Source organism: Paraburkholderia sacchari, assembly GCF_000785435.2.
Lineage (GTDB): Bacteria > Pseudomonadota > Gammaproteobacteria > Burkholderiales > Burkholderiaceae > Paraburkholderia > Paraburkholderia sacchari.
Genome location: NZ_JTDB02000001.1, coordinates 826635 through 851999 on the forward strand (window position 1 = coordinate 826635; position 25365 = coordinate 851999).

Annotated in this window: 26 protein-coding genes and 3 pseudogenes; 11 read left to right on the forward strand and 18 right to left on the reverse strand. The window is 66.0% G+C overall.

The window, feature by feature from the left end; translation table 11 throughout:
- Positions 1–63: 63 nt before the first annotated feature.
- Positions 64–2100: an ATP-binding response regulator gene (locus tag NH14_RS03755; RefSeq protein ID WP_035521418.1), complete on the reverse strand. Its 2037-nt coding sequence runs from the start codon at positions 2098–2100 to the stop codon at positions 64–66.
- A gap of 45 nt (positions 2101–2145) precedes the next feature.
- Positions 2146–2400, reverse strand: coding sequence for a hypothetical protein (locus tag NH14_RS03760; protein WP_035521416.1), 255 nt, complete (start codon positions 2398–2400; stop codon positions 2146–2148).
- Positions 2401–2700: 300 nt separating this feature from the next.
- On the opposite strand from NH14_RS03760, the gene NH14_RS03765 reads away from it, so the two are divergent.
- Complete coding sequence (locus NH14_RS03765; protein ID WP_035521414.1) at positions 2701–2982, forward strand: hypothetical protein; 282 nt, start codon at positions 2701–2703, stop codon at positions 2980–2982.
- A gap of 50 nt (positions 2983–3032) precedes the next feature.
- On the opposite strand, the gene NH14_RS03770 is transcribed toward NH14_RS03765, so the two are convergent.
- Positions 3033–3302 carry a hypothetical protein gene (locus tag NH14_RS03770; RefSeq protein ID WP_052147751.1) on the reverse strand — a complete coding sequence of 90 codons (270 nt, stop codon included), beginning with the start codon at positions 3300–3302 and terminating at the stop codon, positions 3033–3035.
- Positions 3303–3627: 325 nt separating this feature from the next.
- Between NH14_RS03770 and NH14_RS03775 the strand changes: the two genes are divergently transcribed.
- From NH14_RS03775 to NH14_RS03790, 4 genes and pseudogenes are all read left to right on the forward strand, one after another.
- Complete coding sequence (locus NH14_RS03775; RefSeq protein WP_035521412.1) at positions 3628–3990, forward strand: DUF3564 family protein; 363 nt, start codon at positions 3628–3630, stop codon at positions 3988–3990.
- 132 nt (positions 3991–4122) lie between these two features.
- Entirely contained in the window at positions 4123–4404 is a 282-nt protein-coding gene (locus NH14_RS03780; RefSeq protein ID WP_035521411.1) for a hypothetical protein, read from the forward strand.
- Positions 4405–4503: 99 nt separating this feature from the next.
- Complete coding sequence (locus NH14_RS03785; RefSeq protein ID WP_052147750.1) at positions 4504–5076, forward strand: chemotaxis protein CheB; 573 nt, start codon at positions 4504–4506, stop codon at positions 5074–5076.
- Between the two features lie 240 nt (positions 5077–5316).
- A pseudogene (locus tag NH14_RS03790) lies at positions 5317–9403 on the forward strand (CheR family methyltransferase).
- Positions 9404–9435: 32 nt separating this feature from the next.
- Here NH14_RS03790 and NH14_RS03795 read toward each other — a convergent pair.
- Positions 9436–9855 (reverse strand): annotated as a pseudogene (locus NH14_RS03795) (enolase C-terminal domain-like protein); the annotation flags it as partial.
- A gap of 414 nt (positions 9856–10269) precedes the next feature.
- On the opposite strand from NH14_RS03795, the gene NH14_RS03800 reads away from it, so the two are divergent.
- From NH14_RS03800 to NH14_RS03810, 3 genes are all read left to right on the forward strand, one after another.
- Positions 10270–11307: an SDR family oxidoreductase gene (locus NH14_RS03800; protein WP_035521409.1), complete on the forward strand. Its 1038-nt coding sequence runs from the start codon at positions 10270–10272 to the stop codon at positions 11305–11307.
- A gap of 169 nt (positions 11308–11476) precedes the next feature.
- Positions 11477–12493, forward strand: a complete 1017-nt coding sequence (locus NH14_RS03805) for an MFS transporter (RefSeq protein WP_237179505.1) — start codon at positions 11477–11479, stop codon at positions 12491–12493.
- Between the two features lie 162 nt (positions 12494–12655).
- The gene (locus tag NH14_RS03810; protein WP_035521407.1) at positions 12656–12811 is read left to right on the forward strand and encodes a DUF3309 family protein; all 156 of its coding nucleotides are present in this window, start codon (positions 12656–12658) and stop codon (positions 12809–12811) included.
- A gap of 76 nt (positions 12812–12887) precedes the next feature.
- Here NH14_RS03810 and phaP read toward each other — a convergent pair whose 3' ends face one another.
- The 12 genes and pseudogenes from phaP to NH14_RS03870 form a co-directional block, all read right to left on the reverse strand.
- Positions 12888–13340 carry a TIGR01841 family phasin gene (phaP, locus tag NH14_RS03815; RefSeq protein ID WP_052147748.1) on the reverse strand — a complete coding sequence of 151 codons (453 nt, stop codon included), beginning with the start codon at positions 13338–13340 and terminating at the stop codon, positions 12888–12890.
- A gap of 20 nt (positions 13341–13360) precedes the next feature.
- Positions 13361–13555 carry a hypothetical protein gene (locus NH14_RS03820; protein WP_035521849.1) on the reverse strand — a complete coding sequence of 65 codons (195 nt, stop codon included), beginning with the start codon at positions 13553–13555 and terminating at the stop codon, positions 13361–13363.
- 140 nt (positions 13556–13695) lie between these two features.
- Positions 13696–14388 (reverse strand): hypothetical protein, encoded by a 693-nt coding sequence (locus NH14_RS03825; protein ID WP_152617043.1) that lies wholly within the window; start codon positions 14386–14388, stop codon positions 13696–13698.
- 314 nt (positions 14389–14702) lie between these two features.
- Positions 14703–14963, reverse strand: coding sequence for a DUF1488 family protein (locus NH14_RS03830; RefSeq protein WP_035521404.1), 261 nt, complete (start codon positions 14961–14963; stop codon positions 14703–14705).
- Positions 14960–15568, reverse strand: coding sequence for a DUF3005 domain-containing protein (locus NH14_RS03835; protein WP_084225006.1), 609 nt, complete (start codon positions 15566–15568; stop codon positions 14960–14962). The genes NH14_RS03830 and NH14_RS03835 overlap by 4 nt, the downstream gene beginning before the upstream one ends.
- Positions 15569–15577: 9 nt before the next feature.
- On the reverse strand, positions 15578–17047 hold the full coding sequence (locus NH14_RS03840) for a hypothetical protein (protein WP_084225004.1): 1470 nt from the start codon (positions 17045–17047) through the stop codon (positions 15578–15580).
- A complete protein-coding gene (locus NH14_RS03845) occupies positions 17044–18000 on the reverse strand; it encodes an alpha/beta fold hydrolase (RefSeq protein ID WP_244143457.1) in 957 nt (318 codons plus the stop codon). Before NH14_RS03845 ends, NH14_RS03840 begins: the two co-directional genes overlap by 4 nt.
- Before the next feature lie 488 nt (positions 18001–18488).
- A pseudogene (locus NH14_RS03850) lies at positions 18489–18644 on the reverse strand (NAD-dependent epimerase/dehydratase family protein); the annotation flags it as partial.
- Positions 18635–18967: a glycosyltransferase family 9 protein gene (locus NH14_RS03855; protein ID WP_035521401.1), complete on the reverse strand. Its 333-nt coding sequence runs from the start codon at positions 18965–18967 to the stop codon at positions 18635–18637. The pseudogene NH14_RS03850 and the gene NH14_RS03855, both read right to left, overlap by 10 nt.
- The gene (locus NH14_RS03860) at positions 18964–19593 is read right to left on the reverse strand and encodes a D-glycero-alpha-D-manno-heptose-1,7-bisphosphate 7-phosphatase (RefSeq protein WP_035521399.1); all 630 of its coding nucleotides are present in this window, start codon (positions 19591–19593) and stop codon (positions 18964–18966) included. The genes NH14_RS03855 and NH14_RS03860 overlap by 4 nt, the downstream gene beginning before the upstream one ends.
- Before the next feature lie 34 nt (positions 19594–19627).
- On the reverse strand, positions 19628–19834 hold the full coding sequence (locus NH14_RS03865) for a hypothetical protein (protein WP_035521397.1): 207 nt from the start codon (positions 19832–19834) through the stop codon (positions 19628–19630).
- Between the two features lie 212 nt (positions 19835–20046).
- Positions 20047–20199, reverse strand: coding sequence for a hypothetical protein (locus NH14_RS03870; protein ID WP_161790825.1), 153 nt, complete (start codon positions 20197–20199; stop codon positions 20047–20049).
- A gap of 274 nt (positions 20200–20473) precedes the next feature.
- On the opposite strand from NH14_RS03870, the gene NH14_RS03875 reads away from it, so the two are divergent.
- From NH14_RS03875 to NH14_RS03885, 3 genes are all read left to right on the forward strand, one after another.
- Positions 20474–20635 carry a DUF1328 family protein gene (locus NH14_RS03875; RefSeq protein WP_035521395.1) on the forward strand — a complete coding sequence of 54 codons (162 nt, stop codon included), beginning with the start codon at positions 20474–20476 and terminating at the stop codon, positions 20633–20635.
- A 116-nt stretch (positions 20636–20751) separates the two neighbouring features.
- Positions 20752–22113, forward strand: coding sequence for a cation:proton antiporter (locus NH14_RS03880; protein ID WP_052147746.1), 1362 nt, complete (start codon positions 20752–20754; stop codon positions 22111–22113).
- A gap of 57 nt (positions 22114–22170) precedes the next feature.
- Entirely contained in the window at positions 22171–24537 is a 2367-nt protein-coding gene (locus tag NH14_RS03885) for a PAS domain S-box protein (protein WP_035521391.1), read from the forward strand.
- A gap of 33 nt (positions 24538–24570) precedes the next feature.
- Here NH14_RS03885 and NH14_RS03890 read toward each other — a convergent pair whose 3' ends face one another.
- Together NH14_RS03890 and NH14_RS03895 are read right to left on the reverse strand one after the other, a co-directional pair.
- The gene (locus NH14_RS03890) at positions 24571–24828 is read right to left on the reverse strand and encodes a CsbD family protein (protein ID WP_035521390.1); all 258 of its coding nucleotides are present in this window, start codon (positions 24826–24828) and stop codon (positions 24571–24573) included.
- A gap of 109 nt (positions 24829–24937) precedes the next feature.
- Entirely contained in the window at positions 24938–25321 is a 384-nt protein-coding gene (locus NH14_RS03895) for a DUF3175 domain-containing protein (protein ID WP_035521388.1), read from the reverse strand.
- Between the last annotated feature and the right edge of the window lie 44 nt (positions 25322–25365).

Genomic DNA, 25365 nt, shown 5'->3' on the forward strand with positions numbered 1-25365 from the left:
GCGTGAGGCCGCTCCGTCACGGCCCATGACGCGCAGGCGATGTGCCCGCGCCGCCCTCTACCGTCACTGTTCCCGCACCGCTGCCGTTTTGCCGATCTCCGCGAGCAGCGTGGCGATTTGCTCCGGTCGCGCCGGCTTGACGATGTGATGATCGAAGCCCACCTGCCGGGTGCGCTCGACATCCTCGGCGAGGCCGTATCCGGTCAGCGCCACGAGGACCGGACCGACGCTCCCGTTGGCCCCCGCGCGGCCCGAAATCCGCTCGGCAACTTCATAGCCGCTGACGTCCGGCAGGCCCAGGTCGAGGATGACGACCTGCGGTTTGAGCCGGTCCACCATTTCCAGGGCTGCTTTGCCGCAGCTTGCGGTATGAACGTCGTGATCCTCCAGCACCGCGGCCAGCGAGGCCGAAGCGTCGTCGTTGTCGTCCACGATCAGGACGCGAAGGCGCGCGGCCGGTCCGTTGCCGGCCCGCGGAGCTTGCACCGCGATGCGCGCGGGTGCGTGGCAGACCGGCAGCGTGACGACGAAGCGGCTGCCTTTGCCCCGGCCGTCGCTGGTTGCCTGGATGGTTCCGCCATGCATCGCCACCAGCGACCGGGCCACCGACAGGCCAATGCCCAGCCCGGATGTCCCCTTTGAGCTGACTTCGGCGGCCTGCTCGAACATTTCGAACATCGAAGCGATTGTGGAGGGCTCCATCCCGATGCCGTTATCCTCCACGCTCACGCGCACCTCCCGGTCCGTCGCGTCGAGGCTCAGCCGGATATGGCCGCCGTCGGCCGTGTATTTATTGGCGTTGTCGAGCAGGTTGGACAGCACTTGCGTGAGGCGCGTGGGGTCGCCGCGCACATAGATCGAGGAGCCGTGGGCAATGCCGTTGATCTCCAGCCGGTGACCATGGCGCGCCGCTGCCGGCGCGTTGATTTCGATCGCGCGCTCGATGGCGGTCCTGATGTCGAACACTTCGCGCCGCAGGCGAATCTTCCCTGCCGAAATGCGCGAAAGATCGAGCAGGTCGTCGATCAGGGTTGCAAGGTGCTTCGCCTGGCGCTCGACCACGCCCTGCAACCAGCGCAGCTGCAGCGCCGAAATATCGCGTCGCCTCAGAAGGCTCGCCGCGTTCAGGATGGGGGCGAGCGGGTTGCGCAACTCGTGCGCCAGCGTCGCGAGAAACACATCCTTGCGCCGGTCCGCCTCCTTGAGCTTTTCTTCCACGAGTACACGGTCGGTGATGTCGGCCAGGGTTCCGGCCACGACCTGCCGCGCGCCGGTTGCATCGGGCAGGCAGCGGGCGCAGATTTCCACATGGCGGCGCTCCCCGGTCGTCAGCCTGCAGATTTCAAACGTGGCATGCATCTCGTGATGACCGGCCGATGCCGCATCCAGCGCTTCGCCTAGCCGCGCCGCATCCTCGGGCCTCGCAAGAATGCGCGTGAATTCGCGTGCGCTGAGCGGTCCGAGTTTCGTCGGCTGGCCGGTAATCTCGTACATCCGCTCGTTCTCCCACACGGCGCCATCCGTCTCGGGATCCCACTCGAAGATGCCGAGACCCGCTGCTTCGGTCGCGATGCGCAGCCGTTCCTCGCTGCGGTGCTGCCCGGCCAGGGCGCGGTCGCGTTCGCCGATTGCCTCGCTGACGCGCCGGTCCGCCTGGGACTGAAACTGGGCAATGCCGGTCCGGATCGCGTCGCTGAAAAACGCTTCGATCGTTGCGTGCGTGGCCGGTTGATGCTGGCGTGACGGGATGCTGAGGAAATATTTCCGGACGTACGCCTGAACGCACCGATGCAATACGTCAAGCTCGGCGTACAGCTCGTCGAGCGCAAACCCCTGTTTCCAGCGTTCCTGTGCATGCTGGCGGGCGTCGCTTGCCGCGCGCATCGCGGTCGTCCGCGGCGATCCGTTTTGCTCCAGCATCGCGCACAGTTCGTCAAAAAGCTCCGGTAGCTGATCGAACAGGCCTATGACCGCATCATGGCTGACCGGCTTGATGCGGATCTGTTTGCGCACCTCGCGCAGCCAGTGCCGCGTCAGTTGCCGCCGGCGCGCGCGAAGCCAGGCCGCGACACGGGCGTTCGTCTCCTGGGCGTTGTTCATCGTCGTCTAATCTGTGCGGACGAACCGGCTGCTTCGAACGCAGCGTCATGCCAGAGCTTGATGATCGGGAACCGCCGCGGAGGGAAGCGGGGTGACCGACATGTTCAACGGAGCCTCGCCGAGCGTGGCGATGATAGTGGCTGTGCAGTACGGCCCCGCAATGGCGATGTCGACGGTCATCGATTCCACGCCCGTTTTGCGATCGACGCGCACACTCCAGCGGCACACCTTCGCGCCATTCCTGGAGAGGCATTGCCAGACCGGAATGACCTGGAGCCGGCCGTGGGTGGCGCGGATCATTAACCTTTGCATGATCACGTGATGTCCCCTTGCTGCGAGTTGTTAGCCGGAAATTAGCCGGAAATTAGCCGGGAAACCCGTTTCGAGCATAGAGCAATGCATATTGAATGGTATAGCAATGCGTATTGAATGGCACCCCCCATGACGATGTTCGTAAAGCACGCATTACGGACGAATTCATTGCTTGAGCCGCTATTTATACTGACGTTCCCAGCGCTGCCGGACGATGCGTCGCCCGCCCGCGAACGCGTCCGGAAAGCAGGGATAACGACGTCCATAACGATAATTCGGAGCACAAAAATGAACGAGCTGGCCGAAGATACGCTGGTGACGGTCCTGAACATCGACGCGGAGATCAAGGTCCGCATTCACCGCCTGATCGAGATGGAGCGCGGCGCCGAAGATCCCATGGAGCCCTGGCTCAACGAAGCGCGCATCATCTTGCGCAACGACGTGGCCCGGCTCCGGGCGCGCCGCGAAGAACAACTACGCAAGCTCAACGCCGTGCTCGCAAACCGCTCCGCCGGCTCGGGGAATTCGGGCGGCTCGGCGCGCACCAGCCGGCACGTGCCTTTTGGCTGACTGATGCGAAACCGGGCGCGAACGCCTTGCTGAATCCTCTGGTGAATCCGCTACGTTCCCAAGCCCGGTCGATCCTTGCCCGGGCAGCGATTCGAGAGCGCGGCATCGATCGCGTCGAGCCGTGCGAGCAGCGTACCGGCCTGCGGCTGCAACAACGGCGCACCGCAAGCGATGGCCTTCACGCGGGCGCGCCAGTAGTCAGGCGACATCACGGCCGTCGTGTGGTGGCCGATATTCTCATGTTCAATGATGTGCTCCAACCGCAGCACCATGGTGCGGATATGCACCAGTTCAAGCATCGCTTCATCGTGCGCGCGCATGGCATCCCCACGTTGCTGTTTTACATTCGGCGGGTTGAACGTGGGTAATCGTGGTCGCTTCGTTAATAAAAGTACATACGGGAAGCGTGTCCGTAAGGTGCCCGTTTTGGACCGGGGCAAAACTGCGTCCGATATGCATACGTTACGGACATTCCGTGGGCTGAAGCGCGCTCATATACTGAATTGCTCTGCCGGAGGCGGCGCGAACAAGCGTTTTGCAGGCTGCGTTTTGCAGGCTCTTTTGCCAGCCTGTTTTGCAGCCTCAATGCGTTCTTCGCGCAGTGCCCGACCGGCCGGATCTCTAATACGTTCGCAGGAGTCGTCAATGCGGCTGACTATTCTAATCAACGGTTCGGACCCGACCATCAACCACGACTTTGCCGTGGTGTGGCTCGACATGGAGCAAAAGCGCTGGTCGCGTGAATCGCACCAGGGCGTGAGACTGCCGGCGTGGGGCGACATCCGGGAAATCGACGGCGAACTGGCGCTCTGCGCGCCCGAAGGTCAACGGCCCCTATGCGAGATTCGGGGTCTCAATGTGACGCGCAAGCGCGGAATCAGCGCCGCGCAGGGGCAGGCAACATGGCCCTCCGACCCGGCGCAGACGAAGACGCTGGGCTGCTGGCGTTTGCAGGCAGTGGAGCGCGGGCCGATCAATGCCGAGGATGCGCTGTTTGCGGGCCACTAGAGGCGGCGCACGTGGCGGCATTGATCCGCGGGACGCAATGGGCCGCGCGGGCCGCGCGGGCCGCGCAGTGAGCCGCGCAGTGAGCCGATGTCAGCCGATGGACCGGGTTCGCCAACGCGCCGGGACACGACGATGAACATTTCGGGTAAGGATCTGCGCTTGATGACAGGCTCGATCGTCCTGATGGCCTTGGCCTTCGCTGCGCTTGCATGGTACTTCTGCGTGGCCCCGGATGCCTGGGCGCAGCATCGCGTCGACGGCCTGCTCGCGGGTGTGCTCGGTCTTGGCGGCGGCGCCCTGAGTCTCTGGGACGCGGTCTGCCGCACGAGGCAGAGCATGCTTTCCGGTCTGATGCCATCGGTCGTGATGTTTGCGGGTCTCGTGGCGATCTACACGGCGCTCGCGCACTTTTGAGCGGCACAACGGGCACGAGGGCGCGAGAGGCACGACAAAGAAGAATCCCAATGAGGCACGGCAATTGCGCACCAATATGCTTGCCCTCATGGAGCTACTTTGACTTGCCGTGACTTCATAGCGATTGGCGCGTCGTCGGGCGGGGTCGATGTTCTGCGCAAGCTGGTATCGCAGCTTCCCGCCGACCTGTGCGCCGCCATCGCGATCGTGCAGCACGTCGGCGCGTACCCAAGCATCCTGCCCAAGCTACTCGACGACGCCGGCCCGTTGTGCGCCGCGCATGCGGCAGACGGTGAACCCTTCGTGCACGGCAGAATCTACGTGGCGCCGCCCGACCGGCACATGCTGGTGGAATGCGGGCATGTGCGGCTCGACGCGGGTCCCAAACGCAACTTCGCGCGTCCCGCCATCGACCCGCTTTTCGAGAGCGCGGCAACGGAGCTGGGCACGCGCGTGGTCGGCGTGATACTGACCGGTTTCCTGATGGACGGTATGACGGGTCTGGCCGCCGTTCGCGCGTGTGGCGGGGTCACGATCGTCCAGGATCCGGCCGACGCGCCCGCCCCCGACATGCCCGCGCGCGCGATTCCCTATGCGGACTACGTCCTGCCGATCGCGCAACTGGCGGGCAGGCTCGAGGCGCTCACGCGCGGCGGGACGTGCGCGGTGTGATTTCCCCTGTTGGCCCGAAGCTCGCCCCAAGGCGTGCCGCGCGGGCGAGGGCGCGCACAATAAACCGGTATTACTCTCCTTTCGTTCCGGCCATGCCTGGAGGGATAATAGCGTTCTATGCCGCCTGCGCCCGAGCAGGGGAACCGGACAGGGAGCCGGGCGGGCAAAGGGCTGGCTACCGCGCCGGGCTCGCACCCGTGCCGCGGTGGACACGATTATCTTTCAAAGGACGAGCCAGCCATGGCGAAAAAGCGTGGGCCCAATCTGCCTGGGCAGGCGAAGCACCCGATCGTCGGTATCGGTGCGTCGGCTGGCGGGTTGAATGCGCTTCTGGTTTTTTGAAGCGTTGCCCGCTCATACCTCGATGGCGTTCGTTGTAGTGGTCCACCTGGCGCGCGACCATGTCAGCGATCTGCCGGATCTGTTGCATAGGGCGACCGCCATGCCCGTGCTGGCGGTGACCAAGCCCACGCCCATCGAGATCGATCATGTTTACGTGATTGCACCGTCGCTCGACCTGACGATGGTCGACGATTTTTTGCGGGTCGAGCCGAGCAAGCCGGAAGAAGGGCGCAGGGCCGCCATCGACGTGTTCTTCCGCACGCTGGCGGAGGCGCACCGCGAGCGCGCGTTCGGCATCGTGCTGTCCGGCGCGGGCTCGGACGGCGCGGCGGGCCTTGCGCGAATCAAGGAGATGGGCGGCATCACGTTCGCGCAGGATCCCGCCGAAGCGGAATACGACAGCATGCCGCGCAGCGCGATTGCCACCGGCATGGTGGACTTCGTGCTCCCCGCGGCGGAGATGCCGCAGCGGCTGATGGACCTGTGGCTGACCGCGAAAGAGATTCATCTGCCGAATCTCGAATCGGATGAGCGCGAGGAAGATCTCGCCAACGAATCCGCCGAGCGTGCGCTGCGCGAGATCATGGTGATCCTGCGCACGCGCACGGCACACGATTTCCGGCATTACAAGCGCGCGACCATCATGCGCCGGATCGAGCGCCGCCTGCAGGTGAACGGCATCACCGACCTTCAGTCGTATCGCGACTTCCTCCACCTGCATCCGGACGAAACCCAGGCGCTGCTGCAGGACATGCTGATCAGCGTGACGAACTTCTTCCGCGACAAGGAAGCGTTCGATGTGCTCGAGCGCGATGTGCTGCCGTCGATATTCGAAGGGCGCAACGAGGAGGACCGCATCCGGGTGTGGTCGGTCGGCTGCGCGACCGGCGAAGAGGCCTATTCGCTGGCGATGCTGCTGCAGGAGCGCGCGCTCAAGGTGTCCGAGGGTGCCTCCTTCCAGATCTTCGCCACCGACATCGACGAGCGGGCGATCACCCAGGCGCGCACCGGCCTCTATACCGATGTCATCCTGAACGATCTCACGCCTGGCCGGGTGCGCCAGTTCTTTTCGAAAGACGGCGCGCACTATCGCATCAAGAAGGAATTGCGCGAGCATATGTTGTTCGCGCATCACAACGTGCTGAGCGACCCGCCGTTCTCGCGCCTCGACCTGATCTGCTGCCGCAACCTGCTGATCTATCTCGACCGCGAAGCGCAGATCGAGATTCTCAAGATGTTTCATTTCGCCCTGCGTCCGGGCGGCATTCTGTTTCTCGGCAGCTCGGAGTCCGCGGATAGCGTCAGCTCCATGTTCAGCGTCGTGGACAAACGCAACCGCATCTACCGCGCCAACATGGCGGTGCGCGGCGACACGCCGGTGCCGGTTTCGCTTTCCGGGCCGCTCAATACGCGGCCTATCGTGACGACGGTGCAGCCGCCGGGCCGCCGGCGCTTCTCGTTCGGCGATCTGCACCAGCGCCTCGTCGAACAGCACGCGCCGCCCAGCGTGCTGGTAAGCCGCGAATCGGAAATCGTGCATCTGTCCGACCGCGCCGGGCGCTTCCTGCAGTATTCCGGCGGCGAGCCCTCGCACAACATCGTGGCCGCGGTGCGTCCCGAACTGCGCGTGGAGCTGCGCACCGCTATCTACCAGGCCTTGCACACGAACCGCAGCGTGGAGGCGCGGCGCGTGCGCATCGTGCGCGACGGGCGCTCGTATATCGTCAACATGACGACGCGTCCCGTGCACGATCCCGAGGCCAACGCCGACTTCGTGCTGGTGCTGTTCGACGAAGTGGAAGACAGCATGAGCGGGTCGGAATCCGCGCCGGCCGATGGCCAGAAGGACCCGATCATCAGCCAGCTCGAGCGCGAACTGCAGCGCACGAAAGAGCAGCTGCAATCGACCATCGAGCAGTCGGAAACCTCGACCGAGGAACTGAAGGCGTCCAACGAGGAGCTTCAGGCGATCAACGAGGAACTGCGCTCGGCCACCGAGGAGCTCGAAACCAGCAAGGAAGAGCTGCAATCGATCAACGAGGAGTTGACCACCGTTAACGCGGAACTCAAGTCGAAGGTCGAGGAAACCGGCAAGATCAACGACGACTTGCAGAACCTGATTGCCGCCAACGATATCGGCACAATCTTCGTAGACCGCAATATCTGCATCAAGCGCTATACGCCGCGCGCCATCGACGTGTTCAGCATCATTCCGTCCGATATCGGACGCTCGCTGCTCGACATCACGCACCGGCTCGAATACGACAAGCTCGCCGACGACGCAGCCGAGGCATTCGACTCGCTGCGCCTCATCGAGCGGGAGCTGAAAAGCAACGACGGGCGCTGGTACCTCGCGCGCTTCGTTCCGTACCGCACGACCGAAGACCGCATCGACGGCGCGGTGCTCTCGTTCATCGACATCACGGACCGCCGCCAGGCCGAGGACCGGCTGCGCGAAGGCGAGCGGCGCATGCGCATCGTGGCCGAGGGCACGCGCGACTACGCGATCATCACGTTCGACGACGAGGGCATCATCACGAGCTGGAACGCGGGCGCAGAGCGCATTTTCGGCTACACCGAGGCGGAGATGATCGGCCGCTCCGCAGATCTGCTCTCGACCGAGGAGGACCGCGCCAATAACGTCGCGCAGCGCGAATTCGCCGAGGCGCGCCTGAATGGCCGCACCGAGGAAGAGCGCTGGCACGTCCGCAAGGACGGCAGCCGCTTCTTTGCGAGCGGCGTGCTGTCGCGTCTGGACGAGCCGGGCGTGAACGGTTTTGCGAAGATCGCACGCGACCTGAGCGAGTTTCACGCGACCGGCTCGAAGTCGCGCGGCGCGCGCGTCGAAGCGGCGCGAGAGGCCGGCGAGCGCGATGCCCAGCGCCGCCGCGACGAATTTCTCGCCGTGGTCTCGCACGAACTCAAGCATCCGCTCAATCTGATTTCGGCCAGCGCGGAACTGATCGCGCGCGCGCCCGAGACGCGGCGCAACCTCAATCTCTCGCGCGCCACCGACACGATCCGGCGCACCGTGATCGGCCAGGCGCAGATCATCGACGACCTGCTCGACATCTCGCGCGTGCGCACCGGCAAGCTCTCGGTGGTGCGCACGGCCGTGGACATGCGCGAGATCGTGCAGCGCGTGTGCGGCGCCGTGCGCGAGGAAGCGCAGGAGCGCGGCATTGCGCTCAACGTCACGGTGAGCGAGGCGCCCGTGATCGTTCACGCCGACCTCACGCGCGTGGAGCAGATCGTCTGGAACCTGATCAGCAACGCGCTGAAATTTACGCCGCGCGGCGCCGTGAACGTTTCGCTGCATGTCAACGAACATGCGGAAGCGGTGTTGCAGGTGGCCGATACGGGCAGCGGAATCGAGCCCGCGCTGTTGCCGCACATCTTCGAGATGTATCAGCAAAGCCGCGACGCGACCATGCGCCGTGCGGGGCTCGGCATTGGTCTCGCGCTGGTGCGGGATCTCGTGACGCTGCACGGCGGCGCGGTGCGCGCGGAGTCCGCGGGCGTCGGGCGCGGCACGACCTTTACGGTGACGCTGCCCACGCATCGGGGCATCGAACAGACGCAGGCCGACGACGTGGCCGCCGAATCGCTGCACGGGCTGCGCATCCTGATGGTGGACGACGACCCGAGCACCGTCGAAACGTTCCGGCTCCTGCTCGAAGGCGAGGGCGCGACGGTGCAAACGGCCACGAGCGGCGCGCAGGCGCTGGCAATGCTCGACGGGCACGCGCCCGATATCGTGCTGTCCGACCCCGGCATGCCGGGCATGGATGGCGTCGAGTTCGTCGAAAAGCTGCGCCGGGAGCCGGCGATGAAATCGGTGATCTGCATCGCGCTGAGCGGCTATGGCCACGAGGAGGAAGTCCGCCAGGCCGAACAGGCGGGCTTCAACGCCCACCTGAAAAAGCCCGTGCTGCTCGACGACCTGCTGGCGGTCGTGACGCGCTTGCGCAATGGCAACGGTTGACGCCGCTTGACGGCTGGCGGCGCTCACCTCGCTCACCCGGCAGAGGGCACCGCGTAGCGCTGCGCGTCGGCGTGGCGCAACGCGAGTCCGCAGCCGGGCCTGCCGGGATCGGGCGCGATCCTGCCGTCGCGCACGCGCGGCGCGCCGTCGAACAGCATCGCTTCGATGCGCGCGTGATCGTGGAACCACTCGATATGCTGCACGCGCTTCGCCGCGCAAGCCGCGTGCAGATGCAGCGCGGGCGCGCAATGCGCCGAGAGCGGCAGATGCCACGCGTCGCAGAGCGCATCGGCTTGAAGAAAGCCGCTGATGCCGCAGCAGCGCGAGGCGTCGGCTTGCAGCACGTCCACCGCGTGCGTTTCGAGCAGCGCGCGAAAATCGTCGGCGCTATAGGCGTATCCGCCCGCGGCCAGCGCCATCGCGGGCGGCAGCACGGCGCGCAGCGCCGCAAGGTCGCGCCCAGCGAGCAGAGCGCGACGCTGGGCGCGACATACATCGCGCGGTTCTCGAAGCCGCCGCGGTAGTGCTCCATCGCGCTATCGGCGAGGGTCGAAAGCGCGAGCAGCGCGGCGCCGTGATTGAACGCGCGCGCGGCGGCCACGTGCTTGCCCGGCGCGCCTTCATGGCGGGCGTGGCGCAGGTCGCGCGTGATCCAGAGCGCGAAGGCCGTGCCGGCCGCAACGCTGGCGATCCCGTTGGCGACGCGTGTCGCTTGTGTCATGACAGGCTCCCGGGCGGCGCTCCAGGTGCGCCATTGCAGCGCAGCCGCAAGCCGCGTGCCGTGCAGGCCTGCGCGCTCGCGCGGCGGAGCGGGTATGGCATGGCTATTGCGAAAGTCCTCCATAAACCATCAGGAGTGCCATGTCATGACGAGTAGAGCGCCAGACGAAAAAACGGGCAGGATAGTCGTGGTGACGGGAGCCGGCGCGGGCGTGGGTCGCGCCGTCGCCGACGAATTCGCGCGCGCGGGTTACGACGTCGCGATGCTCTCGCGCGAACCGGACCGCCTCTCGCGTGCCGCCGCGCAATTGCGCGGATACGGTGTGCGCGTGCTCGCGATCCCGACCGACGTGGCCGACGCACAGGCAGTCGAGGCCGCGGCGGCGCGCGTGGAAAACGAGCTTGGCCCGATAGGCGTCTGGGTGAACGTTGCGATGGCAACGGTATTTGCGCCGGTCTCGGCGCTGTGCGCGCGCGACGTGGAGCGGGCCACCCAGGTCACGTATCTGGGCCAGGTCTACGGGACCATGGCCGCGCTTTCGCGCATGCGCCGGCACCATGGCGGCGCGATCGTCAACGTGGGGTCCGCGCTCGCGTCGCGCTCGGTGCCGCTGCAGGCCGCCTACTGCGGCGCGAAGTTCGCGGTGCGCGGCTTCACCGACTCGCTGCGCTCCGAGATCCTGCACGACGGACTCGACGTGCATCTCTCGCTCGTCGATCTGCCTGCCATCAACACGCCGCAGTTCGACTGGTCGGCCAATCGCACGGGCAAGCGCGCGCGCCCGGTTGCGCCGGTCTATCAGCCCGAAGTCGCGGCGCGCGCGATTCGCTTTGCGGCCGAGCACCGGCGGCGCACGCTGTGGCTCGGTTGGTCCACGGCGCGCGCGATTGCGGCGGATCTGCTGGCGCCGGGCCTCGTCGACCGCTATCTGGCGCGCGCCGGCTATTGCGGACAACTGACCGATGAGCCGCGCGCGAACGATGCGCCCGATAACCTTCATGCGCCGGTTCCCGGCGATTTCGGCGCACACGGGCGTTTCGACAACGAAGCGCGCAGCGCGGGCGTGCCGCTTTTTACGGAGCGACACGCGCGGGCGTTCAAGGGCGGCGTGGCGCTTGGCCTGCTCGGTCTGTTCGGCATGGCGCTGCTGGGTGCGCTCCGGCCCGCAGGGCCGCGATCGTGACGGGCAGGCCGCATCGACCGGTGTGTAGCGATTACGTGTAATGCTTGAAGCTGTTCGCGGATGTTCCGGTGTTTCGATCCCTCTTTTGCGCTTGCGAACAATCCATCCACAAATGAAAGGCGGAACAGTCCTTGCGCGACCGCATGGCAGAGCATAGAGGGAGATGCCGATGCATATGCGCTTGCACTATTCCGCGACGCTCGACCGTCGCGCCTCGCTTGTCGCAGCGGCCGCTCTGCTGGGTGTGCTGTACGCGGGCAGCACGCTCGTCACGCCGCTTTACCCGCTTTATCAGCGCGCGTTCGGTCTCGCCGATCTGACCGCCACGCTCATTTACGCGACTTACGTGATTGGCAACCTGGGCGCGCTGTTGTTCTTCGGCGGCATATCCGACCAGGCGGGCCGCCGCCGCGTGAGCCTGGCCGTCCTCGCGATGGCGGGGCTCAGCACCGTGCTGTTCCTGTGCGCCGTGGATCCGGCGCTGCTGTTCGTTGCGCGCGCAGCGAGTGGACTCGGCATAGGCGTTGGCGCGGCCACCGCGACGGCATGGATCGCCGAACTGCATCCCTCGTACGACAAGGCCGGCGCGAGCCGGCTTGCGGCCGCGGTCAATCTGGCGGGCCTCGCGGCAGGCGTGCTGATATCGGGCTTGCTTGCGCGCTTTGCGCCCTGGCCGCTTCATACGGTGTTCATGGTCTACCTGCTCACGCTCGCCTGCATGGTGGTCTGGGTCGCGCATGCGTGCGAAACCGTGCAGCGCAAGCATGACCGAGCATCGCATGCACCTTCGCCGGGTGTGCTCAAGCCGCGTATCGCCGTGCGGCGCGCATTATGGGCGGCGTTCGTCGCGCCAGCCGTGACCGCGTTCGCCACCTTCGCGCTGCTCGGCTTCTACGCCGCGCTGTTGCCCAATCTGCTTGCGCGCGACCTGCACTCGAGCAGCCCCGCGTGGAGCGGGCTGGTGGTCGCCGAACTCTTCGCAGCGGGGGGCTCCCGTCGTGCTGGCGCCGCGTTCTGCCGCGCATGTCACCATGTCCTCTGGTTTGGGGCTGCTGCCGCCGAGCCTCGCCATGCTGCTGTGGGCACAGGTAGCCGGATCGCTCGCGCTGCTGGTCGCGGCAACCGCGCTGTGCGGCGTCGCAACGGCGCTTGGCGTTCGCGGCCTTCGCCGCCGTGCTTGCCTTGATTGCGCTTATTGTTGGCGTGAGCGAGGATCCCGATGAAGCGGCGCTGAATCGTAAGGATAACGATCCATGAGAACGCAGCGGGCGCGCAACGCGTCCCCGATTATTGGGCACCTGTATTGCTTACAGTAGGGTGTCATCGTTCGATAGATCGAGGAGGCACTATGCTCAGCACCTTGCTTCTGGTACTCGTCATCCTGTTGCTGATTGGCGCGTTTCCCGCATGGCCTTATAGCCGCTCATGGGGCTATGCGCCATCCGGCACGTTGGGAATCGTACTCGTCGTTGTGCTGGTGCTCGTGCTGATGGGAACGATCTAGCGCCGCACGAAACGCAGTCGATCGAAATTGCCGGCGGCAAGCGGCTGGGAATGGTCCAAGGCCGCCGGCAAGGCTCTCATCGCTTCGTTGCCTGCTCCGTCAGCTCTGCGGTGCGTTTAGCCGACTTCGCTGCTGCATTTGCGGCCATGTCGACGTTGGTGCGCGCGGCTTCGAGCGCCTGCTGCCCGGTTTGCTGGAGCGACCCGTAGAGCCCGTTGACGGCGCTAATGGCCGAATCCAGCGCGGCCACGATCGGCCCGGAGCTCTGTGGCGTGGTTTCGGCGACGTATCGCAGCCATGTTCGCGTCCGCTCGCCGTATTCCTCCAGTTGCGCCTGCGCGCAGCGCGCATAAACGCCTTGCGTCGCGGCCGCGATATCGAGCCACTGGCGGTTGTAGTCCTGTACGTGCTGCGCGGCGGGGGCGGCGAAAGCATCGTGCAGCGTCATCCATTCGGAAGGCTCTTTGGCGGACACCGCTTGCTGCGAGAAGTCTTGGGTGGCGGACAGCAGGGAGCGTATCGCCTGCATGTTAAGGTGTACTAGCTTGTCTACGCTTGCTTGATCGATTGGAGCAGCGAGTCTCCGTCGTTGGTCAGCCAAAGACGATGGATGCCCGACGCGAGTTGCTCCATTGCGACCAGTTGACGTTCGAGCAGGGCGGCCAGGTCCTCACGGCCGAGATCGATCTGGTCCGGTGCATCCTTGACTAGCATGAGAGTAGCGAATTCATGGGGGCTAAGCATGTCTGTCTCCAATATTCGAACTGTTTTTTCGATCCTGGTTCATGACCAGGATGCACATTATGCAATGGCATTTGACGTTGAAAAATGCCCGTATGGCGATCGTTACGGACACCCGCGGTTCACGATTCTGCAACAGACCGTCATCGCATACTGCCCCATGCGTCGGACCGGTCAGTGTTGATGAAATCCGCCTGCTGCGCGGCGCTCGCGCGCGAGAGTAATTTCCCTGCGGTACGGCTCGATGCATCGACTCTCAGGGCGGAGGCCGCGTTATCCCTCGCGCAGTTCCACTCTCCCGCGCGTGCGCATAGCTGGGCATAGGCCAGCAGGTAGGCGCGCCGGTGTTCCCGCGAGACGAGATCTGACCGCATCTGCTGCGCCTCGTGATTGCCGGGCTGCACGGCAAGCGCTGCCGCAATGTCCCTGCGCGCCGCCCAGAGATTGTTCCTGGCGAGATGTTGATGCCCGTGGCGAAGACTATCGGCAAGACGCAGGCGCGGGTCTGTTTGGGCTTTGCGCATCACTGATTGCTCACCTTGCGGGCCGGTGGAATGCTCGACGACGCTCGCATGTGCGGCTTCGGATGATTCCGTTACCGGACGCTCGTGCAGCACCGATGCGGGCAGGGCGTATTCGGCGCCGTCCGATGTGCCTGGTGCCGGAACGGAAAACACGCGCGGATCTGCGGGCAGCGGTACTGCCGTCACTTCCGGAACCCGTTCGTGTCGATAGCGCAATGAAAGCCCCAGGGCGGTGAACAGCAGTGCAAACACCGCCGCGCATGCGAACGCATAGTAGGGTGTTCCCGAACGATACGCGGCGGCTTCCTGCAAGCTCGCCGCAATCTGGCTCGCGCCGCACACGGGGCAGCAATCCGCGGACTCGCTTAACGGGGTCCCACAAGAGGGGCATGACAGTGAGCCGAGGTTACCCCGGCGCATTGCATTGAACATGGGAACGCTCCGGAGATAGACCTCTGCAACCGCACTTGAGTGCAGCAGATGTGTGCAACCGACCTATTCAGCCGGCATATGCAGCATATGCAGTATAGGAGCCGGCATGCCGCGGGCCGTTGTCCGTAACGAACAGATTTCGAACATGGAGTGCCGGGCTCCGCCTTGGTATGGCGAAAGCATTCGCTTCACGTCTACTTGAAATCGCGCGTTTCCAGTTCGACGGACTGAGCGTGGTTTTTCTCGAGCACCTCACGTGTCGCTCGCTCGATCCTCAGACGATTGGCGTCGAACGTGCTCACCAGCGCGTGCGCCGAAACGTCCGAGTTGCCAAAGCGGTCGCTGAGCGCATCGAACGACACGCTGCACCATACGGCGCGGCCGTCCACCACGGCTTCGAATGCGACCCGCGAAGCCGAGACGGCATGACGGCGATTCGTGAATTCGATCTTCATCGCTTTCCTCCCTGATTTTCACGCGCGCTGATCGGGCTTTGGGGACTTTGTGGGCTTTGCGGCTCCAGGCTCACGATGACATCGGTGTGCCCGCCGTTGGGGTCGGGAACATGCACATGGCCGCGTATCTCGACGCGATAGCCAGGCAAGGTGCCGATACGCGGCACAGCGCCCACGGTGCGGCTGTCGAAGCCGCCTAGCCCGTCCGACTGAACCGCCACGTGATTTTCCAGTGTCGCGTTGGAGGTAATGATGTTGTCCCTGCGCCCCTGCGTGTCGCGTCGCGCTTCGAGCGTCTTGCCGTCGGCGTCGACCGTGTTGCCGCTCGCTGCCGTTCCGGCGACCTCGACGCTGCGAATCCTGCGGCTTGCGTCGGCCACGGGGTCGGACGCGCGTGCCTCGGGCTTGGGGTTGTCGTCAGGCGTCTTCCCTGTGCCGCGCACGTTGCGTGGCTGCGCCAATCCTGCCGACTGGGTGGAACCGATTTCCTTTGCATGGGTAGCGGCATCGGGAGCCGCCGCGCCGGCTGCGGGCGTCTTTGCTGGACTGCGCGCCGCCAAGTCCTTCTGTTGAGATTGAGTGGGGTTGCGCTCGCCATTTTGCATGCGGGCCTCCTATACATGATCGTGGTTGTGCCCGAGATGCCGCATCGCGCGTTCCGCGCATTGCACGCCCACGCTTTCTCCATACCTGGCGAGCCACGTTTCGAAGCGATCCTGATCCAATGCGGGCAGCGGCGTTTGTGGGGGCAAGTGCGGACCCCACTGCGGGCCCGTTTGCGAGTCCATATGCGAGCCCAACTGCGCGAGCGCTTGCCCGAAGCGCGAAAACGTGGCGAAGTCGCGCGGGTAGCGCTCGGGATCGACGCCAGCGAAGCGTCCCGTGCCTGCCGCGTAGTCGAGCAGCGCGCGCCAGCGCGAAATGGGCGCGAGCCCGATGCTTTGCACTCCGTGCGAAAACAGCATCATGTCGATGGTTTCGAACGCGGGCTCGTCCTCCAGAAAGCGCTGCAGCGCATCCGCGGAAGGCTCGACGTTGAATAGCAGCCAGAACGGCAGCGCTTGCAATTTCAGGGTCGTGAGCGGGTCCATCAGCATGAAGGAATCGACCAGCAGATGACGCGGTTCGATGTCCGCGTCCTCATACCAGCGCCGATACACGCGTGCGGCGGCAAAGCTGAGCGCCTCGGGCTCGCGGAAGCGAATCTCCACGATGCGCCAGTCCATCCCGGCTGCGAGGCGTTCGAGTTCCTCGTACAGCGCCGCGTCGAACCCCCATTCGGCTTCCGGCGCGCGCGTGTCCGGCGGCGGCGGCTCCCAGCGCATGCGCGCGCTGCCTTCGCGTTCGAGGAAGGCGCGCACCCGTTCGCCGCCCTGTAGATACTCGCTTTCGGTGGCGCCGCCCGTGGCGCCGAACTGGAAATACGAACGATCGCCGGTGCTCGTGACGGGCCAATCGCGCGTGCAGTTCACGACATATAGCGTTGCGCCGCGTTCGAGAGTGCCAAGCAGGAATTCGCGGTACGCGAGCGGCAGGCGGCGATGCTTGATGCGGAAGTAGCGGATCGAATGCAACATCAGGCGGTCCTGGTTGGGATCATGCATCTGATGCACGGCGATCCGGCTGTCCGCCGCGAGCATCGCCTCCACGATGCGGCCGCCGGCTTTGAAGCTGTGCTCGACGTCGTCCGGGTCGCTGAACGGGGCGCGTACCGGGCACAGGAACGTCTGCGGCAACCAGGGCGCGCCCAGCGCAGCGGCGAGATGGATCATCGCGCCGTTGGAGGAGCCCACGAAGGCACAACCCGCGCTCCCGCGCGGATAAAGGCCGGTGATCCACTCGGCTATGCGCTCGATGTCGAGCCGCCCGGCGTCGCCCGGGCCGATGCCCTCGCTCATGCCGCCGACGATGTAGGTCCATTCGCGCTGGCGCTTGGGCAGCGCGTTGATGGCGGGCATGAGCCGGTCGAGCAGCGGCGACTGGCTCGGGCTTGCGAAGGGTTCGCCGCGCAGGGCGCTGGCGAGCGCCTGCGCCATCGCGGCAGCGGAATCGAAACGGGCTATGCCGGGTGGTGGTTTGCTCATCTTTGGTTCTCCTGAGTTTGTGTGCTGGATTGTGTCTTCATACATTCGTCTGCTTGAACCGCCTGCGGCCTGGCTTGCAGGAACGGCGCGATGGCGAAGGCGAATGCATGCGGGTACGCGTAATTAAGCGTATGCGTGCCGCCTTCGATCGTCGTCAGCGATGCATGGGGGATTTGTTGCGCCACGTGCGCGGCCCAGTCCGGCGGCGAGACGGGGTCGCGCGTGCCCGCCACCACAAGCGTGGGCGCCGCAGTGCGCGCGAGACGTTCGCTGAACGGGTCGCGCACCAGCATGCGCATCGTCGCGAACGCGCGCCAGAGGCCCGCTTTCGCGTAGTCGATGCGGCCCACGGCGGCCGGCGAGCGCGGCTGCTCGCGGCGCCCATTGACGAAAGCGCGCCACGCCTGCTCACGCAGCGAGGGCGCGCGCGGGTCGGGCGTGGGCGCCGGGAGCACGAGACGCGCGACCGCCCGTGGATAGCGGCTCGCGAAGTCGGCGAGCACCTGGCAGCCGAACGAATTACCGACGAACGTCGCGCATTCGATCTCGCATGCGGCGAGCCATAGACGCAGCGCGTCGGCGAGTTCGGGGACGCTCAACGCGTCGCGCGAACGCGCGAGCCGGCTCTCGCCGAAGCCCGGCAGGTCTGGGGCGAACACGTCGAAGTCGCGGGCCAGGATCTGCGCGAGCGGTTCCATGTACCGGCTGGAAACGACAAGGCCATGCACGAGGACGACGGGCGGCGGCGCGGGCTGCCGGGCCGGGCGCGAGGCGGGCCTCGCGAAGCGGAAAAACATCCGGTAAGGACCTGCCTGCACGCTGGCTGCTTCAATGCCCCTGCGGCTGCTCGAATCGTCGATGGCGGGCGTGCGCTTGAGCCTGCGCCATTGCGCGCCGGACCAGGCGAGCATGATGGCGCAGGCGCTTGCGCTCACGTAGAAAGCGGTCGGCACGGTGGGCGTCTCCTGCGAAGGCGATGGAGACGGCCGGCAACACGAGACGTGCGCATGAGCGTGACGAAGCATTGGGGCCATCGCCCTCGTATAGCTATTCATCCAGCAAGCGTCGTTCCGCCGCTGCCGCGAGCGCGCGTTTATTGGGGCATGCCCTGGTTCATGGCCTACGCGTAGATCATGTAACGGGGAGTGAGCGCCGGCGTGGCCGCGCTAGTCGCGAATCAGGAGCGCGTGGGCCCGGCGCAGGGTCCGCACCATCTGCGCGCGTGCGTTTTCCCTGGCGTCGGGGGTGGGCGCGCGCAGCACGTAAGACGGGGGGATCGACGTCGTTGGCGCCGCGTGCGTGTGATGGCGGCGGGGTCTTCAACATCGGCTAGCACTCCGTATCGATTCTGGAATGGCGGCGGGCTGTGCATCGGACGCTGTGGTCATGGAGCCGAAGCGGATGTCAAGCGCTCGCGAGGCGAGGCAGCGCTATCGAGCAGGCCGTCGCGCGGATGCATCCTCGGCCCATACGTGTTGAAGATTCTCGCAATGCGAACATCGAGCCCATGCTGGCGGCGGTAATCCATGCACAGCGCTTCGGCGCAACGCTTGCCCTCGTCGTAGCATGCGCGCAGTCCAACCGGATTCACGTGCCCGCTTCATCGGAGGCACCGGCCACGGTCGTTGTGCGCTCATCGATCGTCCACGGCGCGTCGTATTCGATCACCTCGTCCACGTCGGGCAGATGGCGCGCGATGGCGGCGCCCGCCGGAGACGCGAGCAGTGTGATGTGCCGCGCGCTGGCGCCGCTGCGCAGTGCGCGCAATGCAGGCGTGGTCATCAGCACGTCGCCGAGATGATCGAGACGCACGGCGAGAATGCGCTGTACCTCGCCGTGCCACGGCCCGCAGGTGGCGCGCGCGCACGGGGTATGGGCGTGCGCTTCGCGCGGCGCAATGGCGAAAACGGTGCCGTTCATGGCTGCGCCGCCGGTTGCCGGTTGCGCGCGTTGCCGGTTTCGCGTGCATGGCGCTCGACGATGATGTGCGCCGCCTCGTGCAGGTTCCTGACGATCGCGAAGGGCTGCCGCTCGGGCGCGCTGTGCCATTCGGTTTCGTTGCCGCAATCGGCGAGAATCGAGCGGCAGCCGGCGCGGTTGCCCGCTTCCACGTCGTCGAGGATGTCGCCGACCATCCAGCTGCGTTCGAGGTCGATGCGGTACTCGCTGCTCGCGCGCAGCAGCAGCCCGGGCTCGGGCTTGTGGCAATCGCAGCGGCACGCATAGGGCGCAACGCTGCCCTGCGGATCGTGCGGGCACCAGTAGGCGGCGTCCAGCACCGCTCCGCAGCTGGCGAACATGTGGCGCAGATGCGTTTCCACGCGCAACAGCGCCGCGCGCGGGAAATGCCCGAGCGCGACGCCGCGCTGGTTGCTCACGACGATCAGCCGCAAGCGCGTGCGGCCAAAGAGGGTGAGCGCCTCGGCCGCGCCGGGCGCGAAGCGCATCGCTTTCGGATCGACGTTGTAGGGCACGTTTTCGAGCAGCGGACCGTCCTTGTCGAGAAAGACCGCGGGCCGCAGCGGGTGACGTGAGCGGGCTGGCATGGGCGTCTCCTCTTGTTGCCGTTCAGTCCGGTATTTAGACGAACGCGCGCAGGCTCGCGGCGCGCGCGTTCGCCACCATGCGCTCCTGGTCGCCTTGCGCGGCAGGCGCGCCGGCCAGCCGGGCGTAAAGCGCTTCGAGTTGCTGGCCGATCCGCCGCCACGTGAAATGCGCCTGGGCGCGCGCGCGGGCGGGATCGGCATGGATATCGCGCAGCCGCCCGGGGCGTGGTGACGAACACATCGGCGGCGCTGCCCGGGCAGTGGCGGAGTGGGGCGGCTTTCTGGCATGGCGCGTCCTTCCGGAGTCGGGTGGTGTTCGGGTGATGTACCAGGGGATCGCAACGGCTGTGCCGCGAGCCGACGGCTGTGCCGCGAGCATTACGCAAGCCTTCCTTATGCGCCGCGCGTGCACGCGAGGCGCTTGCCGGATGCATTGGCGAATGCTTGCCAAACTCAGACCCCGGCTAGCGCGAGTTTCGTGTTGACCTTGAGCGGCGCAACATCGTCGCGACAGAAGCGCTCGTGCAGTTGGCAGTTGTCGCGCACGTCGTACGGCGACGCTTCGCATGCGTTGACGATCACCGCTGGATTCGCGCGCGATGCCATGAACCGGCGTGCATGCGCGCGCCGGACCCAATTTGTAGCCGTTACGCGTAATGCTTGAAACGTGCCATTTAAAACGCGGCATTTGCGCATGCACGGCCATGGCGCGGCATGCGGCGCACGGGGCCGCGCTGGTGCGGCGGCGCGATCTTCGGGCAACGGTCCGGCACGGGCATTGCATGACGGCAGGCGTGACCGTGTCGAGCGCGAGCTCGTGCGCCGCGGCGATGCTTTTTCCGCCCAGTGCGCCGGGGCTCGCGCCATTCAGGAGCCGACAATGCTTTATTACGCCGTCGTGTTTTTCATTATTGCCGTGGTTGCGGCTATCTTCGGGTTTGGCGGCATCGCTGCTGGCGCGGCGAGCATCGCCAAGATCCTGTTTATTGTCTTCATTGTCCTGTTTATTGCCAGTCTGCTGTTCGGCGCTTTGCGGCGTTGATGAAGCACGCTCATTTCATGCATGGCGGCGCGCCCGGCTGGACCCGGGCGCGCCTGCATGACCGCCCCCGCCCATGGCGCGCCAGCCGGCAAGCCAGGCGGGTCTAGTTCAGCCCGATGACGGAACAGGCGCTGTGGTTCCTGCTCGTCGGGGTGCTGCTGATGTTCGTGGCGCTCGCGCGCGGCCCGATTGGACGGCTGCCGCTCACAGGCGCCATGATCTATCTCGCCGTGGGCGTGGCCGTGGGGCCGGGCTGCCTCGGCCTCGTTCACGCCGACCTCGCGGGGAGCCCGAATACGCTCGTCGTCATTGCCGTGATCGCCGAGGCCGGACTCGTCATTTCCCTGTTCTCCGTGGGGATGCATCTGCGCGTGCCGCTGCGCGACCGGCTCTGGCGTTTGCCGCTGCGGCTCGGCGTGCCGGCCATGGTGTTCACGGTGGCGCTGATGTTCGCGTTCGGCTGGGCCACGGGCTTGCCGCCTGGCGTCGCGCTGTTCCTTGCCGCCGTGCTCGCGCCCACCGACCCGGTGCTGGCCAATGAACTGCGCGTGCGCGAAGCCGGCGACGACGAGCCCGTGCGCTTCGCGCTTTCTGGCGAGGGCGGCCTGAACGACGGCGCGGCCATGCCGTTCGCCATGCTCGGCCTCGCGCTGAGCGGCGTGCCGGTGAGCGGCACCCAAAGCGCCCTGGCGTTTGCCGGCTCGCTCGTGTGGGGCGTGGCCGGCGCGCTGTTGAGCGGCGTCGCTCTCGCCATGCTCTGCGTGCGGCTCGTGCTGCATCTGCGCACCCAATACGGCGAGGCGCTGGGGCTCGACGGCTTCATCGCGATCGGCCTGATGTCGGTGGCCTATGGCGTGGCGCTGCTGCTGCATACCTACGCGTTCGTGGCGGTGTTCGCGGCGGGCGTTGCGCTGCGGCACGAGGAATTGCGCGCCACCGGCGCGCAGCGCCCCGCCGAGGCGCTCGAAAACGTGCAGCTTCGCGAGCGCGCCGAGGTCGCGAAAGACCCTGGCCGCGCGCACGCCTGGCTCGCCACCGGCATGACCGACTTCACGCGCGAGATCGAGCACTTTGCCGAGTGCTCCGTTCTGCTGATCATCGGCTGCGTGGTGTCCGCGCACTGGCGCGAGATGCTCGCGCCGTATGCGGTGCTTTGCGCGCTCGTGCTCGTGTTTGTCGCGCGGCCGGCGGCCGTGCTGCTCGCCATGACCGGCGCGCACGCGGACGGCCAGCAGCGCCGTCTCATGGCATGGATGGGCATACGCGGCGTGGGAGCGTTCTATTATGCGCTGTGGGGGATCGGCCAGGCGGGCGACGCGCTGCGCCCGGTGCTGCCCGCCGCGCTCGATGCGATCGTCATTTCGGTGGTGCTGCACGGCGCGACGGCGGGCTTTGCGCTGGGCCGCTATCTGCGCCGCACGCAGAGGGCGCAACCTTCGCGCGCGCAGCGGCGCAGCCGTGCCGGGCAAGCGCGATAGCCGTTTGCGGCGGGGTGGAACGGCAATTGCTCGGGCCTCTTCATTCAGGAGGATCGCATGGATCAGATACGGCCCGAGCGGGACGACGATTGGGAGAAAGAGCTGGTTTCGCGCGTCAGCGAGTATGCGATATTTCGCTTGACGGAAACCGGCGAGATCGCGAGCTGGAACGCGGGGGCCGCGCGTATCAAGGGTTATAGCGCGTCCGAAATCATCGGGCGGCACTTTTCGATTTTCTATCCGCGCGAGGACCGGGAGGCAGGCTTGCCCGCCGCGGCGTTGCAAAAGGCGCACGACGAAGGCCAGTTCGCCACCGAGGCGTGGCGCATCCGCAAGAACGGCGAGCGCTTCTGGGCCAGCATTTTGATCACGCCGTTGCATGCGCGGGACGGCACGCTCACGGGATTCGCCAAGATCGTGCGCGACGAGACCGCCAAGCGGCTCGCCTACGATGCGCTGCACGAGAACGAGCGCAAATTCCGGCTGCTGGTGCAGGGCGTCACGGACTATTCGATCTTCATGCTTTCGCCCGAGGGCGAGGTGACGAACTGGAATCTGGGGGCGGCGCGCATCAAGGGCTATGAGGCGAGCGAAATCATCGGCACGCATTTCCGGCGTTTTTACACCCCCGAGGATATCGAGCGGGGATTGCCGGAGCGCGGCTTGAGGATCGCCGCACGGGAAGGGCGCTTCGAGACCGAGGGCTGGCGCGTGCGCAAGGACGGCAGCCGCTTCTGGGCCAACGTCGTGCTCGACGCGATTCGCGACGAGCACGGCCGACTTGTGGGCTATGCGAAGATCACGCGCGACATCAGCGAGCGCAAGGCCGCTCAGGAGCAACTCGAACACGCGCGCGCCGCGCTGCTGCAAGCGCAGAAGATGGAGGCGCTCGGCAAGCTCACTGGCGGCGTGGCCCACAATTTCAACAACGTGCTGCAGGTGCTGCGCGCGAATCTGGAGTTGCTCGAACGCCGCCACGGCCACGACTCCGTGTCGCGCGAGCGGCTCTATAGAGCCATCGACGCCGTGGAGCACGGCGCGCTGCTCGCCTCGCAACTGCTCGCATTCGGCCGCCGCCAGCCGCTCGAGCCGCGCGTGGTGAACCTCTCGGCCATGCTGGCCAAGATGGAGGACATGTTGCGGCACGCACTTGGGGAACTGATCGACGTGCGGATCAGCGTGGCCGGCGATCTCTGGAATACGCTCGTCGATCCCAATCAGCTGGAGAGCGTCGTGCTCAATCTCGCCATCAACGCGCGCGACGCCATGCCCGAAGGCGGTGAGCTGACGATGGCGCTTTCCAACGCGACGTTCGACGCCCGCAACAGCGCGTTCGCCGCCGATCTTGCCGAAGGGCACTACGTGCAGCTCGCGATCACCGATACCGGCGCCGGCATGCAGCGCGAGGTGCTCGAACGCGCGCTCGAGCCGTACTTCAGCACCAAGCCCGAAGGCGAGGGCACTGGACTCGGCCTGAGCATGGCCTACGGCTTCATCAAGCAAAGCGGCGGCGACATGCGCATCTACAGCGAGCCGGGGCAAGGGACAACGGTCAAGGTCTGGCTGCCGAGGTCTAGTGCTCGCGCGTCGGATCTCGTGGCGTCGCCGCCCGCGCATATCGAAGGCGGGACGGAAACCATTCTCGTTGTCGAGGACGACGCGGCGATTCGATCGGCGGTGGCCGAAATTCTGGGCGAACTCGGCTATAGCGTGCTCGCGGCGGGCGATGCGCAAAGCGCTCTCGCGATCGTGAAAAGCGGGGCGAAGATCGATCTGCTGTTTTCCGACGTCGTGATGCCGGGCCCGATGCGCAGCACGGAGCTGGCCAGCATCGCGGTGCGCGAGGTGCCGGGGCTCAAGGTGCTCTTTACTTCGGGGTACGTGGAAAACGCCATCGTGCACGGCGGCCGCCTCGATGAAGGCGTGCATCTGCTGAGCAAGCCGTATGGACGCGCGCAACTCGCAGGCAAGATCCGGCAGGTGCTGGACGGCCAGCGCGAGGCGAATAAGCCTGCCGCCGCGCAACGGGATGCATCGGCCGACGCGACGCCGCTATCGACGCCGGTATCGGTCCTCGTGGTCGACGACGACGCCTCTTCTCGCGAAGCCTTGAGCGAGCTGCTTTCGGAAATGGGCTACGACGCGCGGCACGCGGGCGACGAGCACGAGGCGCGGTGCGTACTGGAAGAGCACGCGGTGCAGGTGCTCATTACCGACATCGCCTTGCGGGACGGCTCGGGCATCGACCTCGCGAGGACCTCGCTGCAGCGGTATCCGTGGTTGAACGTGATATTTGCTTCGGGCAACGAAGCGCCGGACGCGGAGGAAATCGGGTTCGAATGCGCGGCCCTGCGCAAGCCGTTTACCGCCGCGCAGCTCGGCGCGCTCATCGAACAGGTTCGCGTCGCGCCGCGCGCTTGCTGAGACCGCGAGCGGTCCACCCGCGGCCGCGGGCGCTCACTCGCGCCTTGCTGCCCACCACGCGCCGCATGCGATGCCAAGGCCAATGGCAACGCCCAGCGCAGCGAGCGGATTTTCGGCGATGGTCTCCCGGGTGGCGACTGTGGCGTTGCTCGCGAGCCGCTGTGATTTCCCGCACAGTGCCTTGATGCGGCCGGCGACCCGCATGTCCGTGTCGCCGAACAGGTCGCCGGCGAACGCCTGTGCATGGCCGGCCGCTTCATGTACGGCGTCGCTTGCGTGTGTCCTTGCCATGATCGTGCTCCTGATGGTGTGGATGATGCAGTGAAGCAGCAGGCTTCATGCCTGTGCGCGGCAGCGTGAATCTCCAGCGCTTGAGCGCGCTACAGTCGATTTCGGCCTCTCAAGGTTTGCGCCCGAACGCCTCGCGCAGCTTGCCTTTCGCACGTTGCAGCGTATCGCGGCGCGACTTCGGCAGGTTCTTGCCGGCGCGATTGATATAGAAGTTCAGCATCGACATGGCCGATTGAAACGGCGTGCCCTTGCGCCGGCGGCTGCGCTCGGACGATTGCTTCAAGGAGCGCGCGATCGCTGCCGGATCGTCGAGTTTGAAGACGCCCGAATCGAGGTCCATGGCATCGCTCGTTTCGGCAACGCGATGCGACCAGCGCCGGCCCGAGCCGCTCGAGGTGCTCGTGGCCTTCTTCGCGGCGCTCGCGTGTGCGTGCCGCTGGCGCGCGGGCTTGCCGTTGCGGGTTCGGGTAGAGGGGTGCGGTTTCGTGGCCATGGCTTGCGTCCTGTCTTGCGTTTGTCTTTCACTGCATGACGGGC